The sequence below is a fragment of the Leptolyngbya sp. ST-U4 genome, assembly GCF_039962215.1.
Taxonomy (GTDB): Bacteria; Cyanobacteriota; Cyanobacteriia; order Elainellales; family Elainellaceae; genus Leptolyngbya_A.
In genome coordinates, this window is the sequence record NZ_JAMPKZ010000012.1 from 46604 (window position 1) to 61963 (window position 15360).

The window sequence follows — 15360 nt, forward strand, 5'->3', positions numbered from 1 at the left end:
CTTTTGCCAAATCGCGGAAGGGGAGATTTTCACCCAGTGGCTTTTCACCGCAGCAATCGTCTAGCGGTACGGCTGATCCAATCCACGCCAACCGTCATCAAGACGAAACAGCCCAGCGTCACAATTAAACTGCTGTAGTTAAAACTGCTCAACTGTTCGCTAACCAGCCGCCCCAACCCACCTGCTCCCACCAGCCCAACAATTACGGTTTCTCGCGTGCAGACCTCCCAGCGATACAGAATGTAGGCAAGAAAACGGGTCAAGGTAAGCGGCAGCATTCCATACAAAAAGACGATCGCTGCTGGAGTTCCCTGAGCTTTGAGCGCAACGATCGGACGTTGATCCAGGTTTTCATTTACTTCTGCCATCAGCCGTCCTAAAATGCCCCAGTTGTGAATGCCCAGGGCGATCGCTCCGGGCAAAATTCCGGGAAACAGGATAAATAAGGAAATCAGTGCCCAGATCGGGGCGGGGATCGATCGAAACAGCAGCAACAGCAGCCGAGACGAAATCAGCAGCAGCCAGCTTGATCCCTGCGCGATCCTACTTGTGCTAAAGGGTTGCAGCAGTCCGCCCGGCAGGAAAATGTTGCGAGCCGAGGGGAAAGACAGCACAATCCCGCCCAATCCTGCTAAGGTAATCGCGAGAACCGACATGGCGATCGTTTCCAGGCAGAGGCGAATCAATTGCGGAAATTGAGCGAGTTGAAAGTTAGGCGGGAAGGTTGTTCGCCCCACTTCTCCTAACAGCATCACGGTACGAGGCGACCAGAGTTTGCTGTAGTCTGCCCCGACAAACCAGAAACAAAAGGGGATGAGGACGATCGCCCCCAGTCCTGCCAGGGTGAGGCTGGGCTGCCACCTGGTTTGGAACAGGAACCTGGAAATTCTTGAGGGGAAGCTGTTTTCGTGGGGGGGCTGAAGTTGGGGGTAAATGATCAATCCTCTAACGCTTGCATTGCCCCCTAAATCCCCCAAGGCTGGAGAACTTTGAGACGGAAGCTGCCTGGCTCGGCGGCGTAGATTGAGATCGAGGCGCGTGGGTGCTCCGAGGCGATGGCGCAGCAGGGCACTGGCTAGATCGACCAAACTGTTGAGCATGATCAGCGCGTAAAACAGCGTCCAAAGCTGCTCGTAGCGGAGCGATTGCAAACTCAACAAAATTTGATATCCCACTCCTCCGGCTCCGATGATCCCCAGAACGGCAGCCGATCGCAGTGAACATTCAAAGCGATAAAAGCTATAGGAAATCAGATCGAGGGCAGCCTGGGGAAGCAGCGTGTAGAAGAAAGCAGTCAGGGGCAGCACACCGCTATTCAGCAGGGCATTGAGCGGTTCGCGGGGGGTTTCGTCCAGCGTTTCGGAAAAGACTTTAGAGACGATCGCGCTGTAGGGAACAACGATCGCCACAATGCCCACCAAGGGATCAAGCCCAAACAGATTAACGAAAAATAGTCCCCAGATCAGCTCATGAATTGCACGCGGAACCAAGAGGATTACCCGGAGTCCCTGTCCAAAAAATTGCCCCGCTGCCCAACGCGGAAAGACAGACTGCCACCAAACTTCTGAGATCAATACGCCGCCCAGAAGTCCCACAGTGACACTGAGAACTGTGCCGCAGACGGCAAAGGCAAGCGTGACTAGACTGGCATTCCAGGTAAGCTGCAAGAATTCTGGACTTAGATCGGGGTGAATACTGGCGCGAAAAAATTGTCCGAGCTGAGGCAGCCCCCGAAAGTTCAGCAAATCCTGCTGGAAGAGTCCCGCCATGTAGCCGGAAAAGCCGATCGCCCCCAGCATCAGCAGGAACCAGCGCGTTTGGGCAGTCCACAGCGAGGGGCGCGGCATAAACCGAGAAGACATCAGCAGTTCCTCATCGCTGGTAAAGGCTGGAAATGAGCGCATCACTTACCTGATGAACAGGCAGATCAAAGAAAACCTGTCCGGCGCGCAGTCCAATAATGCGATCGAAGTGGCTTTTTGCCAGCTCGATCGAATGAATGCTGACCACCAGCGTTTTACCGTCGATCGCTGCCAAGCCACAAAGCAGATTCATAATCTCGCGGCTGAGCTGGGGATCAAGACTGGCGACGGGTTCATCTGCCAGGATTGCGATCGGGTCTTGCACCAGCACCCGGGCAATGGCAACGCGCTGCTGCTGTCCGCCAGAGAGAGAATCAGTGCGATCGTAGAGCTTCTCTGGAATGCCGACCCGATGCAGAGCCTTGGCTGCCGTCTCCAAATCTTGCGGATAAATCAACGACAGAGCCGCCTTCCAGAACGACCATCTGCCCAAGTGACCCGCGTTGACGTTGTGAACGACGGCGAGATGATTCACCAGATGAAACTGCTGATACACCGTGCCGATCTGCCGCTGAACTCGCCGCATTTTCGCCGCCGAAAGAGAATTCAAAGGCTGTCCCAGTGCCCAGACTTCCCCTTGCGTGGGGAGCAGTGTGCCGTTGAGTAGCCGCAGCAGTGTGCTCTTCCCGGCTCCACTCGACCCGACTAACGCCACCCGCTCTCCTGAATTAATATGCAGATTTAAACCAGTCAGAGCTACGAACTGCCCAAACCACTGCGTGACCTGCCGCAGTTCAAAAATCGGGTCAAAAAGGGGAAGTGCCACGATCGATCAAATGGATGAGTGAAATCGATAAGTGAAATTACTGAATCTTGCCAATTTGCCGCCCAACTTGCTCGATCTGCTGATAGTTCGAGTTTTTCGTGGGGATGAACTTCTTTGCGCCAAACAAATCGAGGATTTCCTTTTGCTCCGGCACATTGGGATCAAGCTTGAGCAGGGCTGTCTTCAATTTCTCAACAAAATCAGCCCCATAGCGTTCAGCCAGTTGGGGATTGACGACCCAGTGATAGTCGAAATAGGCGGGAGTCCGCCAGAGAACTTCAACTTTATTCAGATCAACCTCGCCCGCATCGACGCGCTTTTGCCAAACCTGCTCGTTCAGCACGCCTGCATCGTAGGTTCCAGCTTCTACCAGCTTGAGCGTAGCATCGTGATTTTTGGAAAAGCCGACCTGTCCTTTAAAGTCTTCCAGCTTCATGCCTGCCTGCTCCAGGAAGTATTGCGGCATCAACCGCCCTGAGGTAGAAGACTCGCTGCCAAAGGTGAACGTGCGTCCTTTTAAAGTTTGTAGCCCGTTAATTTCCTGAAACGGCTTCAGTCCAGACTGCTTATGGGCAATAAATACGCTGTGAAAGTCTGCATCAATGTCGCGCTGGACGATCGCCTCCGCCCCCGGAACCTGAAGCCGCGCCTGTACGCCCGTTAGTCCGCCAAACCAAACGAGATCGAGATCGCCCACCTTAAAGGCAGTCACCGCTGCCGTGTAGTCCGTCACGGGCTTGTACTCAACCGGAACGCCCAGTTCCTGGGTCAGATAGGCAGAGAGCTTGCCATAGAGTCGCTGAAGCTTTTCTGGATCTTGGTCGGGAATTGCCCCTGCAACCAGCGGTTTAACTGCTGCCTGATCGCCAGAACTTGCCGTTGAATTGGGGTTTGAGGTACAGGAAGCGATTGGCAAAAGCAGTGCCAACAGCGCAGGAACAAAAACTCGTTTCATACAATTCCTACAAAACAATGCCTATAACTAAGAATGAAAAGAAAGCAATTCTCTATCGTAACGAATTTCTCCGGCTAGACAGAAGGCGAGTGACCTTTGCTCAGAAGCTAAAATTAGCCAGTCTCTAACTTTGCAGGACGCCCTCCTCGCAGTATTCATCGCCTCTAAGCTTGAATCCCTGCACCTTGCATCCATCCCGTCATCCCTCACATTGCCCCACCTCCTCGATCGCTGCCTCTAGCGCAAGCGCAACATGAGTCCAATGCGTCCCACCCTGACAAAAGACAACATAGGGTTCGCGCAGCGGGCCATCGGCTGAAAATTCGGAAGTGCTGCCGTCGATAAATGTGCCGCCTGCCATCACCAGATTGCTTTCGTAGCCGGGCATTTGAGCAGGAACCGGACTGAGATAAGAGCCGATCGGAGAATAAGACTGAACCGCTTTGCAAAAGGCAATAATTTTTTCGGGTGAGCCAAGCTTGATTGCCTGGATTACGTCTCGCCGCGGAGCAAAAGGCGCAGGGTTCACCGGATAGCCAAGCTGATCGAACACATAAGCCGTGAGGTGATTGCCCTTCATCGCCTCGCCGACCATTTGCGGAGCCAGAAAAAGTCCCTGAAACAGCAGCCGATTTTGATCAAATGTTGCACCGCCTTCTCTGCCAATGCCGGGAGCCGTGAGCCGAAACGCTGCTCGCTCCACTAAATCGGCGCGTCCTGCTACATAGCCACCTGCCGGAACGATCGTCCCTCCCGGATTTTTGATCAACGATCCGGCAATGAGATCCGCGCCTACGGCAGGCGGTTCCTGGTCTTCGATAAATTCGCCATAGCAGTTGTCCACAAAGCACACCGTTTCAGGATTTTGCTGCTTAACCAGGCGAACAATTTTTTCGATGTCTAGAATCGAGAGGCTGGGTCGCCAGGAGTAGCCGCACGATCGCTGAATATGAACCAGGCGCGTTTCTGGACGAATGGCAGCGGCAAGGGTTTGCCAGTCGATTTCTCCTGATTCGGTCAGTTCTAGCTGGCGATAAGTAATGCCAAACTCTTTGAGGGAACCCTGTCCCTGTCCACGCAGCCCGATCACTTCTTCCAAAGTATCGTAGGGCGCACCCGCAACAGCAAGCATTTCATCCCCCGGTCGCAGCACGCCGAACAGCGCAGCGGCGATCGCATGTGTGCCCGACACAAACTGAACGCGCACGGCTGCGGCTTCTGCCCCCACCACATCAGCAAACACGCGATCGAGAATTTCTCTGCCTAAATCATCGTGTCCATACCCGGTCACACCCGCAAAATGGTGGACGCCAACCTGGTGTCGCCGGAATGCTTCTAGCACTCGCCGGAGATTTTTCTTGACCTTCGTGTCAATAGAGGAAAAAATCGGAGATAGTGTCTGCTGCGCCTCCTGAAGCCGGTTAAAGCTGTTCATTGCCTGGCTGTTCATTGACTGTTTATCTCCCGGCTCCTTGCAAAACATCTGGCGATCGAATGGGATAATCCCTTGGTAGGAGGTTCCAAGCAGAATCTCTCGGTACGATCGCGTTGTTCATTGTCGCGCAAATTCAGACCGACTTGTTCACATTGAGATTGCTACATGACTACTGCATCAGTTAAAACACTCCGCCGCGATTGGGTCGTCATCGGCTTTATGGTGTTCGTCCATGCTGTGGCACTTCTTGCCCTGCTTCCGAGTAACTTTAGCTGGACGGCAGTTGGGCTAGCGGTATTCTTGCATTGGTTTACGGGTTGCTTAGGAGTGACGCTGGGTTGGCATCGATTGATTACGCACCGCAGCTTTCAAACTCCTAAATGGCTAGAGTATGCGTTAATGTTTTGCGGAACGCTGTCTATGCAAGGGGGTCCGATCTCCTGGATTGGGCTGCATCGTCACCACCACCTTCACTCAGACGAAGATAGCGATCATCACGATTCCAATAAAGGCTTTTGGTGGAGTCATCTGGGCTGGATGCTCCGAGAAATTCCGGCAAAGGCTGACGTGCCAAGGTACACCAAAGATATTGGAGACGATCCCTTCTATCAGTTCTGTGAGAACTATTTCTTCCCGATTCAAGTGGCGTTTGCGGGCATTCTCTATCTGATCGGCGGGATGCCATTCCTGATTTGGGGTGTTTTTGTGCGTCTGATCATGGTCTATCACTCAACCTGGCTGGTGAACAGTGCCACGCACAAGTTTGGCTACCGCAACTTCGAGTCTACCGACAAATCGACGAACTGCTGGTGGGTTGCAATCCTAGCTTATGGCGAAGGCTGGCACAACAATCACCACACCTATCAGTACTCGGCTCGTCACGGACTGAAGTGGTGGGAAATTGATGTCACCTGGTGGATGGTCTGCGTTTTGAAATCTCTGGGATTAGCGAAGAAAATTAAGCTGGCTGAAAATCCGTAGCATTAGATTGATTTGAAATTCTGTTAAAAACTTTTCTCTCGCCCGTATCGTCGGGCTTTTTTTATGGCGATCGGTACAGATGACAAAAGTAGCCGATCATGGTTTAAATGATCATGCGGAATCCGGGCTGGAACTGATGAAGCTACCCGACTGTCAATCGAATTATCAGGACCTTTGAAAGAGAATCATCAGTTTAGAGAGAAAATAAATATTCTGTTGATCCTGCTGTAAATGGCGATCCTGCTGTAAATGATTGCTGTTGCTCTCAGTTTGCCCGACTACACGAAGAGGAATGTTCATCAGGCTATGGCTAAACGATTTTTAATTCTTATGGCTGGAGCGGCTGCCGCGATCGTCGCTGTCACGGGCTGCACCCAATCTGCCCCCACTGCTTCTGCCCCAGAGCAGCCGCAAACCGAAAATACCGCAACGGCAAATGCGCCCGCCGCAGAGAGCGAGTTCCGTGTGGTTGAAAACCCAACCCTTCCCGCACCGGGAGCCGACCCCCTGACCATGGTGGTTTCACTGCGTCCAGGCGCACCAGAACCGATCGGGTCAGAGCAAATTCGCCTCACCTATCCCTCACAAGACAAGGCGATCGTCACCGTCACCCAGTCTGGATTGCCCGATGATTCTGTCCGGGCAAAACGCACGCGCTATGAGCTAACCCCGGCCGAGGACGGCGCAAACGGCGAGAAACTCTGGAAGATTACGCAAGTCACTGAGCAAAACCGCTGCCAGCCCGGACGCGGAGCTGAAGACTGGACAGGCGATTTGTGTAATTAATTAGCGTCCTGAATCGGGCGTGATGAATCGGCTCCTAGCCCATTCCATTTCCCTGCACAATATGCTTCACCGTCGTTAGGGTTTCAAGACTGATCAGCCCACGACGGTGTCCTTTTTGGTTCGACATCCCCAGCACGATCGGGCTACCCCGCTTCGGGATGCGATAAAACCGGGGAGAGGCGTTGATATAGCTCATGGCACTGGTAATGCCCATCGCAAACTGGCGGCTCTCCTGGTAAGACTCAGTGGCAAGACAGTCGGCATGGCCGCTGCTGTGAGCATTCATCCAGGCGATCGCCGTCTCTAGCCCGTCTACCACCTTGAAGGCGATCGTGCTGTTGAGATAGGCCTGATTCCACTCAGATTCTTTTGCCTCTGCGGTAAAGATTTCGGGAAATTCGGCAATAAGTTCGGCATCCCCGCGCAGCTCAAAGCCTTTTTCCTTCAGGCTGTTCCAAAGCATCATTAAAGATGTAGTGCTGTGCTGCCGATACACCAGCACTTTTTCGATCGCATTGACCGCATCCGGCTCGCTCTGGTGGCTATCTAAAATCATCCAGCGCGTTACTTCTAAATTTCCAGACGGCGACCAGTACAGGTAGCAGTTACCGATCGCTGTTTTCAGCACCGGACAAGTTGCCTGCCGAATTACCTGCTGTACCAGGCTCGAACGTCCGTAGGGAATCACCAGATTCACGTAGCGATCGAGCGTCACCAGTTCTCGAATGTTATCTCCCTGATCCGAGGGTAAATGCTGTAGCGCATCCACCGGCAGACCGGAATCCTCGATCGCCAACCGCAGCGTCTCGCCGATCACCTGATTAGAGTGGCTTGCCTCCGTGCCGCCCCGTAGAATTAAACTGTTTCCCGTTCTGATACAGAGTCCGGCGGCGATCGCGCCCAGTTCAGGAAATGCCTCATACACCAGCGCAATCACGCCCAGCGGCATGAGCTGATAATAAGTCTGGCACTGATCGACTTGAAACGAGGGAATATTGAGCACCTGCTGAGTGGGATCAGAAATCTCTGCGAGTCGCTGTAGGATTGATCCCGTGGTTTGCAGCCGCTCTGGGGTAAGCTTGAGCCAGTCCAGAATCAGTTCCGGCACTGCCATCTCACGGCTGATCTCCAGATCCAGCGTGTTTGCTTCCAGAATATCGTCCTGCCGCTCTAGGAGGGCTTCTGCCATAATTTGCAGTGCACGGCTGCGATCGATGCCTCTTGAAGCGGCAAGCTGAAGAGAAGCCGCATAAGCCTGATGGGCAGCGGAGGTGAGATCCGGAGAAGCGTTCAAAGAAGTTCCTGCCTAACGTCTACAAGCTAGCCACAGCATCAAGACTAACATCATCGACAGCAACAGCGCAGCAATGACGCGAAACGCAACGCTGGCACTAATCGGAAACTGAAGGACAGTCAGCAGCAGCAAAAATACCAACCCAAAAATCATCAGCAGCGTAATGGGGAAATAGCCTCTGCTCAAGCTGGAGTGGGCGACATTCCACTGATGCCCTGTCCATCGCCAGGCTCGCTTATAGGGATAGGTGGTCGAAAGCTGCTCAATCACATGACCGTTATCCTGCACCACGAAGATTTGCTGACAGCGTGTGCAGCCAAAGGCTTCGGTCAGCGTAATGGGCGTGAGACGACCCCGACGACGACAAGGACAGGGATAGTCTGCGGTAGTGTCAATCTTGTGAGCTTTTTGGGGTTGCACAGTCAGCTTAGGTGAATGTTGCTTACTAGAAACGGACAATAAGCGCGAATCAGAATGCTAGGAGGCAGCCTGAAGAAAGAATTACCCCGCTTACCGCTTAGGGGGAACTGCTTTGCCGCACTACCCCGACTTGTGGTTTCCTCAGCGAAGCTGCTCCCCGTTTAGAGGATTCGATTTCGCTTTGTCCAATGTTAACACTCTCAATCTAGCTCAAACTCCGTAGACGCTCACGATTGTTAACGGTCTTTTTAACTCATCAAGGGGTCGAGCAGAGCAAAGCACAAATGACCAAGCATAAATCGTTTTACCGACCGTTTGCGACCAGTCCCAGCAGGCGGGCGCGAGCATGGCTCAAACTCTCGATCGCCTTTGCGGCCGCGGCTTTGTCCGTTTTATGCAGGCGCACGACCAGAAGCAGACTGTCAGCGTGGACAGAGAGCTGAAGCGCATCTGCCAGCCCATTCACAGGGGGAGCGTCGTAGATCACCAGATCGAAGGTGTCTTTTAGCTTGTTTGCTAGGGCATGCATTCTGGGCGATGAAAAAACCTGAATGGGATCAAGCGTTGTTTCCCCGCTCGGCAGGATGTAGAGGGGACTGTCCGGAAGCGGCTGCTGAATCACGTCTTTCAGAACCAGATTTGAGGAGAAAAGCTCCCCTAAGCCTCTTGTTTCCGGGAGCTGGAGCCGGGCTTGAAGCTGGGATCGTCTTAAATCAGTATCCACCAGCAAGACTCGTTGCCCCATTGATGCTGCAGTTTGGGCGAGATACCACGCTATCGTCGATTTGCCGTCTCCTGCCTGAGCAGAAGTAATGACGATCGTTTGCATCGACTGCCCAGAGCTAGACTGCATCATTTGCAGATTGGTTTGCAGCAGTTTAAAGGATTCCTCAAATTCAAACACATCGTAATCATCGGGCTGAGGCATAAACGGCAGGCTGCTGCTGAGGCTCTTGCGGATTGCTCTAAGCTGGGTTTTGATCTTTCGCAAAAAGTTCTTTCGACGCCGCGAGCGGACGCTGTACTCCACACCCAACAGATCAGACTGCAGCGGAATTACTGCCAGAACGGGCAGCTTAAACTTGCGGCTGAGGGCGTCTGCGGTGTGGAATGTCTTGTCCATTTTCTCCACCAGGAAAGCAGTAGCCACACCGAGCGCAAGGCTAGCAGCAACCCCAATGAGTAAACTGCGAGTCGTATCGGGACCGCGACTGGCAGCAAGCTGTGGCGGCGGCTCCACAAGCTGCCAGGGAATTTCTTTTTGTGCCGCTTCTACCTGGAGGTTTTCCCGCGTGGCTAAAAACCGATTCAAGCTTTCGGTAGCAATCTGGAGTTCGCGCTGCAAGTCGGTATACTGGCGAGAAAGCCCGGGAATTTGCTGAAACTCCTGGTCGAGCGTGTTTTGAGTTTCAGCGATCGCCTGCTGCTGGACTTGCAGAATTTGAATTCGATTACTAATTTCTGCTGCCTTGCCGCCGATCGCTTGACGTGCCTCACTGCCGAGTAGCCCCAACACATTTGCCTGTTTTTCGCGCAGTACTCGAATGGTGAGACTGTCATCCTGAAAACGCGTTCGCTCCAGCGCAATTTGGGTCTCTAACTCTCGGAGTTGACCGACAAGCTGCTGGTATCCTGGAGAACTATTGAGTGTAGCGATTGCCCCTGTTTCTTCCTGCAGTCTAGCAAGTTCAGCCTCTGCCTGCTGTAGCTGTTGATCGAGTTCAAGCTGCTGCTGGGCAAGCTGTTCAGATTGGGCAATAACCTGCCCCGCCTTGCCATCAGGGTCAAAAAATTGGTTGTTTTGTCGAAATGCTTGCAGTCTGAGTTGAAGCTCATCCACCCGTTCCTGAGCAGAGTTGAGCTGATTCTGCACAAATTGCAGCCCCTGCCGCAGGTTAGTTTGCCGCTCGTTCAGGCTGTATGACAGATAGTCTTTAGAAAGTTGCTCCAGCACTGCCGGAACTTCTGCCGGGTTCATGCTTTGATATTGTACCTGAATGATCTTAGTGCCCCGGAGCTGGCTGATTGATAGCCCTTGCACCAAATTGTTATAGGTCAAATTGGGATACAGAGGACGCAGCTTTTCAATGCTTCGATCGAGTAAACCGGGACTTTGCAGCACTTGAATTTGGGTATCGTAGTCCAGCTCAGAAGATGGATTGTTATTGTTGTTGCTGCCATCCGCTAGTTGAGCATTAACGTTGTTAACTGGCTCAACAAGGAGCCGGAACTGACCCACATATTCTGACTGCTGCTGCAGCGCGGTACTCACGAAATAAGTCATGCTAATTAGCCCAACTCCGGCAATGATCCACCATCGCCGCTGCACCATTTCCCAGAAATTGATCGCATCCTCAGAAGTGCTTTGCCCCTGGGGGACGGTCGTGCCTCGAATCAGTGCATTTTTAGGCACACTGCCATTTTTTTCGATCGCGATCGGTTTCGGTTCAGCGTCTCTCATGGTAAATGTCATCCTTAATCTATAGGGCACTCGGGACACTCAGCCGAGGGAAAGCGGTAAGGCAGGGGAAAATCGAAGTGAGGAATATGGGTGAGGATGAAGGCTGGTTTACTGCAACCCTTGGAAGACATAAAACAGCGGTCGTTAAACGAGCTGTTCAACCTAGAAAAGACCAAATACAGGCAGAATACGGAAGACTGGCTCCAGGATACTTGTAGCAGTATCAGAGAAGCTTGCAAGCCCGTTGCGGCGGACGCGAATCACATCGTTATTAAAGAGAATCGGATTCGTTTCAGGATCAACGGGGCGATCCCAATCCACCTGGATGTCGCGCTGGGTTATCGTCCCGTTTGGGTTAATGCGGATAAGCTGAACGGTGCGGCGTGACCGTCTGTTAAACCCTCCGGCAGCCAGAAGTGCCTGGTTCAGAGTCGTGTTTGCCGGAACCTCCACTGATCCAGCACTCGATGCTTCCCCGACAATATTGACGCGAATGCTGGTAGGCGAAACGTTGGAACTCGTCAGCCGTGTCATTTCCTCTGGAGTCATCGCTTCTGCTTTGGCAACCGTAATTCGATCACCGGGCTGCAAGATCAAATCCTGACTCAGATCGCCCGCCGTTACGAGTTGCCAGAGGTCGAGCGTCGTGGTTTGCACAGTGCCGTTGCGTGCCGATCGCTGTACCTCGATCTTGCGTAAGTCTGCTTCCGGCGTGACACCGCCTGCTGCCTGGATTGCCTGCGTTAATGTGGCACGGTTTCCTGCTGCACTCTCTAATTTATATGCACCTGGACGACCGATTTCCCCAATCAGGGCAATATTGATTGACTGGGCTTCATTGGATGCCAGGTTAGATGCGGCAAGTTGCTCTGTTTCTGCGGCGTTCATGCCGTCAGTTGGCGCGATTACGATCGTATCGCCATCGCGCAGCGTCACGTTTTGGCTCAGGTCGCCCTGTTCTAGCAACGCCCATAGATTGACTGAAATCGTTTCGAGACCGCCATTTCGCCCAGCTCGCCGCACCTGCACCTGCCGCAAATTAGCAAGCTGAGTCGCGCCTCCCGCCGTTTGAATTGCCTGCGCTACGCTGGGCAGCTGAGCATCAGTGGATGCAATTACATAGTAGCCAGGCTGTCTCACTTCCCCAGCAACCCCAACTCGCAGAGGACGAGACTGCGCTAAACTCACTGTGACCCGGATATTTCGCAGTTCGCGACCGTATACTGCGGCGATTGTTTGCTCTGCCTCACTCAGCGTCAATCCTGCCACTGATACATTGCCCACCGCAGGCAAATTTACCGTTCCATCAACCAGGACACGCTGTGGACCGCTATATTCCGGCACATTAAACAAATCCACCTGGATCTGATCGCCCGGACCCAGACGATAAGTTTGGTCGACTGCGTCAGCAGGCAGTGGATTAGTTATGGTTTGAGGCGTACGAACCGGCAGCGGTGTTGAAGCTGTGAATTCTGTTGAGCTTGATTGAGTTGAAGAAACTGGTTTTGTTGCAGGAACAACAGAGATAGCAGGCGGAGCAACTGCGGCTGAGGCAAGTTCTGAAGGTTGAGACTCTGAAGGTTGAGACTCTGAGGGTTGAGACTTTATTGTCTGTGCAGTTTCGATCGCAACAGGAGCAGCAGAAACCGGATTTGTTGGCTGAGTGCCGGCTTGAACCGGAGCAGACTCCGTAGGCTGGGCAACAGCTTGAGCTGTAGCGACAGTAGCGTCCGTAATCTGAAGATCCGTAGTCTGAAGATCAGATTGAGCCGGAGCAGAAATAGAATCTGCGGTTTGAGTGAGATTAGGAATTGAAGGGGTATCCGTCGGCTGAATATCAGCTTGAGCTGTATCTTGAGCTGTCGCTTGACTCACAGGATCAGATTTAGCAAATTGGGAATCGAGGGCAGCCGCCTCAGGCAAAAGCTCTTGAGCAGGGGCAGTGGATGGAGTAGCGGCAGAAGAGGTCGCAGTAGTCGCAGTACGACCGACCGCAGCAAACGTGCTTTCATCAAGACCAACTGAGCGGGCTACTACGCGATCCCAGGCAATATTTAAACGTTCTGGTATGGCCGCGACTCTAGGGGAGGGACTGGTTCGCACCGATTGCCGAGAGACTGCCTGAGGATTAGACAAGCTCACTTGAGCGGATGGTGGCAGCGGATACACCTTTGGGTCTGGCAGGTTTACGGAAGTTTGCGTTTTCTGAGTATTTGCAGTTGTAGTTAATGTCTTAGCCGATGACAGAGGACGATCGCTTCCCTGTGCCTCTGCTGCATATGCTTCTGGTGGCAATATCGTGGTTGATAGGTCAGCCACCGCATTGTTTTTTTGGGAAGCTGTCTCCGGTGAAGTTGGAGTAGACGCTGGCTGCGAAGGAACGCGGCTGTCTCCCGTGTCGTTTAGGGTCAACAGAGCAAGGGGGCAGGCAGCAAGAGCCGAGAGCTGGATCAAAGCAGAAACACGCATCGATCGACCTGTAATTACGACAGAACATAGCGGATACTGCTACTTACTACAGTCCACTGAGGAAAGTTCAGGATGCCTTTTGCAGGGAAATTCGGAAAACAGAAACTACCACGAAATTTTCACAGTCGATCGCCTTCCCAGCTTTACAAACTCTAGATAGGATATAAAGCATCTATAAATTCTCTCCAGAGGACTTTGCCCCTTCCCCGAGAAATTATGTAGTATCACAGCTATACAAGGTTTAAATCAGCGCATCTTCCGCCTCTGGGTTTCTACCAACTGAGCAGCGAGTAACCCACTCAGCAATTCCCTTCAGGTCATTCAATCAGCTCTATAGCAGACTTGCAAGGCAGAGTTACAAGAGTTTTAAGAACGGTTCTGTACGAACGATTTTGTAAAGCTGCATCACCTGCGAATCAAACGTTCAGGGGAAGTTAACCGGATAGGGATCGTATTGTGCATCTGTCCTGCTTCTACGTTTGATATTTACGCTTAATTTCTCAGCGATACGCTAAAACTTTATCAGGAACTCGATTCGTACACTCTGCTCTCCGAGATATTACTCACGATAGTTCAATCAGTTTTTCCTGATTTGTGATTGATTCACAGTAAGCTACTGTAGCGTATCAGTAAAGCCTCTCTGGTTTCTTTGGTGGGTCTGCCAGCCGGTTTCATAAATCCGGTTTGAATTTGGTCGAAGTAACTCAATTGTTTTGTAGGCTTATTTCTTCAGATTATTTTCATAAGTGTTCCCTGGCTTAAGAATTAAGCCTGATGCATTTTGCTGAAAAAGTATTTGAATACGGTGTTACAGTGCATCACCACAAGCAGTATCTGCTGCATCTCCTTTATTGTTCACTGAGCACCCAAGGTCGCCATGCTCTTGACCTGCCATTCCCTAATAGTGCTATCAACTGCTATCGCATTCGTCGTTAGTTCCATCCCGCTCGTCAACCAGATTGCTCTTAAGCATCACAAGTTTGATTTACCTTCAACCCGAAAGGTCCATCAGCGTCCGATCGCTCGCTTGGGGGGAGTTTCAATTTGTCTTGGTACAATGCTGGCACTGGCTGTGGTCGGACTGTTGGCAAGTGAAAGCATTTTCTCTACTGCCGTTTCCAGCAAGGTTGCTTGGGTGCTGCTTGGCAGTTTTGCTTTTTTCCTGATTGGTTTGGCAGATGACCTTGTTAACTTATCTCCCGTATTGCGCCTGATGATGCAGGTTTTTGTAGCAAGCGGCGTTTGGCTGGCAGGTGTCCGAATTGATTTTTTGACGCTGCCGAGTATCGGTCTGACCCATTTAGGATGGCTGAGCTTGCCAATCACTATCCTCTGGTTGGCAGGAGTCGTCAACGCAATTAACTGGATTGATGGGTTAGATGGTCTTGCCTCTGGTGTTTCCTGCATCGCATCAATCACCGTTGCGATCGTGAGCCTGTTTACTGGGCAACCGACCGTCGCCCTGGTGATGCTTGCTTTGGCAGGAAGCTTGATCGGGTTCCTGTATTACAACTTCAATCCGGCTCACATCTTTATGGGTGACGGTGGCTCGTATTTCATCGGTTTTACGATCGCAGGAATCAGCGTTGTCGGTTTGGTCAAGAGTGCCACAATTACAGCGATCGTCCTGCCGTTCCTGATTCTGGCCGTTCCAATTCTCGACATGGTTGCGGTTATTCTGGCGCGGCTCAAAAATGGGCAATCTCCGATGGCTGCCGATAAGCGACATCTGCATCACCGTCTACTCAAAATTGGGTTATCGCATCGGTTCACAGTGCTATTCATCTACACCCTGGCGTTATGGACTGGAAGTTTAGCGATCGCGCTAGCTGGCATTCCGAACAGTGTTTTTGTCGTGATTGCCACAACGGTTCTGCTGGGATGTAGCTCCTGGCGTGCCTGGAATCTGGCTCAACAGAGTTAGCCTCAGT

11 protein-coding genes are annotated in these 15360 nt (G+C 52.2%); 3 read left to right on the plus strand and 8 right to left on the minus strand.

Annotation, left to right across the window (positions count from 1 at the left end):
* Window positions 1-44: 44 nt before the first annotated feature.
* The 4 genes from NDA02_RS17395 to NDA02_RS17410 form a co-directional block, all read right to left on the minus strand.
* Window positions 45-1904 carry an ABC transporter permease subunit gene (locus tag NDA02_RS17395; RefSeq protein ID WP_348255486.1) on the minus strand — a complete coding sequence of 620 codons (1860 nt, stop codon included), beginning with the start codon at window positions 1902-1904 and terminating at the stop codon, window positions 45-47.
* A complete protein-coding gene (locus tag NDA02_RS17400) occupies window positions 1873-2628 on the minus strand; it encodes an ATP-binding cassette domain-containing protein (protein WP_348255488.1) in 756 nt (251 codons plus the stop codon). The genes NDA02_RS17395 and NDA02_RS17400 overlap by 32 nt, the downstream gene beginning before the upstream one ends.
* Window positions 2629-2665: 37 nt before the next feature.
* Window positions 2666-3583 (minus strand): putative selenate ABC transporter substrate-binding protein, encoded by a 918-nt coding sequence (locus NDA02_RS17405; protein WP_190790302.1) that lies wholly within the window; start codon window positions 3581-3583, stop codon window positions 2666-2668.
* A 199-nt stretch (window positions 3584-3782) separates the two neighbouring features.
* Entirely contained in the window at window positions 3783-5018 is a 1236-nt protein-coding gene (locus tag NDA02_RS17410; RefSeq protein ID WP_348255489.1) for a methionine gamma-lyase family protein, read from the minus strand.
* Window positions 5019-5183: 165 nt separating this feature from the next.
* Here NDA02_RS17410 and NDA02_RS17415 point away from each other — a divergent pair, with 165 nt between their 5' ends.
* Window positions 5184-5999 carry a fatty acid desaturase gene (locus tag NDA02_RS17415; protein WP_348255490.1) on the plus strand — a complete coding sequence of 272 codons (816 nt, stop codon included), beginning with the start codon at window positions 5184-5186 and terminating at the stop codon, window positions 5997-5999.
* Between the two features lie 306 nt (window positions 6000-6305).
* Window positions 6306-6785 (plus strand): hypothetical protein, encoded by a 480-nt coding sequence (locus NDA02_RS17420; RefSeq protein ID WP_190794657.1) that lies wholly within the window; start codon window positions 6306-6308, stop codon window positions 6783-6785.
* A gap of 34 nt (window positions 6786-6819) precedes the next feature.
* On the opposite strand, the gene NDA02_RS17425 is transcribed toward NDA02_RS17420, so the two are convergent.
* From NDA02_RS17425 to NDA02_RS17440, 4 genes are all read right to left on the minus strand, one after another.
* Window positions 6820-8079 (minus strand): glutamate-5-semialdehyde dehydrogenase, encoded by a 1260-nt coding sequence (locus tag NDA02_RS17425; protein WP_348247341.1) that lies wholly within the window; start codon window positions 8077-8079, stop codon window positions 6820-6822.
* Window positions 8080-8091: 12 nt separating this feature from the next.
* Window positions 8092-8499: a hypothetical protein gene (locus tag NDA02_RS17430; protein ID WP_348247340.1), complete on the minus strand. Its 408-nt coding sequence runs from the start codon at window positions 8497-8499 to the stop codon at window positions 8092-8094.
* 304 nt (window positions 8500-8803) lie between these two features.
* Complete coding sequence (locus tag NDA02_RS17435; protein WP_348255491.1) at window positions 8804-10960, minus strand: polysaccharide biosynthesis tyrosine autokinase; 2157 nt, start codon at window positions 10958-10960, stop codon at window positions 8804-8806.
* Window positions 10961-11122: 162 nt separating this feature from the next.
* Window positions 11123-13429, minus strand: coding sequence for a polysaccharide biosynthesis/export family protein (locus NDA02_RS17440; RefSeq protein ID WP_348255493.1), 2307 nt, complete (start codon window positions 13427-13429; stop codon window positions 11123-11125).
* A gap of 904 nt (window positions 13430-14333) precedes the next feature.
* Here NDA02_RS17440 and NDA02_RS17445 point away from each other — a divergent pair.
* Complete coding sequence (locus NDA02_RS17445) at window positions 14334-15353, plus strand: MraY family glycosyltransferase (RefSeq protein WP_348255495.1); 1020 nt, start codon at window positions 14334-14336, stop codon at window positions 15351-15353.
* Window positions 15354-15360 lie beyond the last annotated feature (7 nt).

Bases quoted from the DNA above. Each gene is read 5' to 3' on its own strand.
- NDA02_RS17395 (WP_348255486.1), bottom strand. From the start codon at position 1,904: ATGCGCTCATTTCCAGCCTTTACCAGCGATGAGGAACTGCTGATGTCT.
- NDA02_RS17405 (WP_190790302.1), bottom strand. From the start codon at position 3,583: ATGAAACGAGTTTTTGTTCCTGCGCTGTTGGCACTGCTTTTGCCAATC.
- NDA02_RS17410 (WP_348255489.1), bottom strand. From the start codon at position 5,018: ATGAACAGCTTTAACCGGCTTCAGGAGGCGCAGCAGACACTATCTCCG.
- NDA02_RS17415 (WP_348255490.1), top strand. From the start codon at position 5,184: ATGACTACTGCATCAGTTAAAACACTCCGCCGCGATTGGGTCGTCATC.
- NDA02_RS17420 (WP_190794657.1), top strand. From the start codon at position 6,306: ATGGCTAAACGATTTTTAATTCTTATGGCTGGAGCGGCTGCCGCGATC.
- NDA02_RS17435 (WP_348255491.1), bottom strand. From the start codon at position 10,960: ATGAGAGACGCTGAACCGAAACCGATCGCGATCGAAAAAAATGGCAGT.
- NDA02_RS17440 (WP_348255493.1), bottom strand. From the start codon at position 13,429: ATGCGTGTTTCTGCTTTGATCCAGCTCTCGGCTCTTGCTGCCTGCCCC.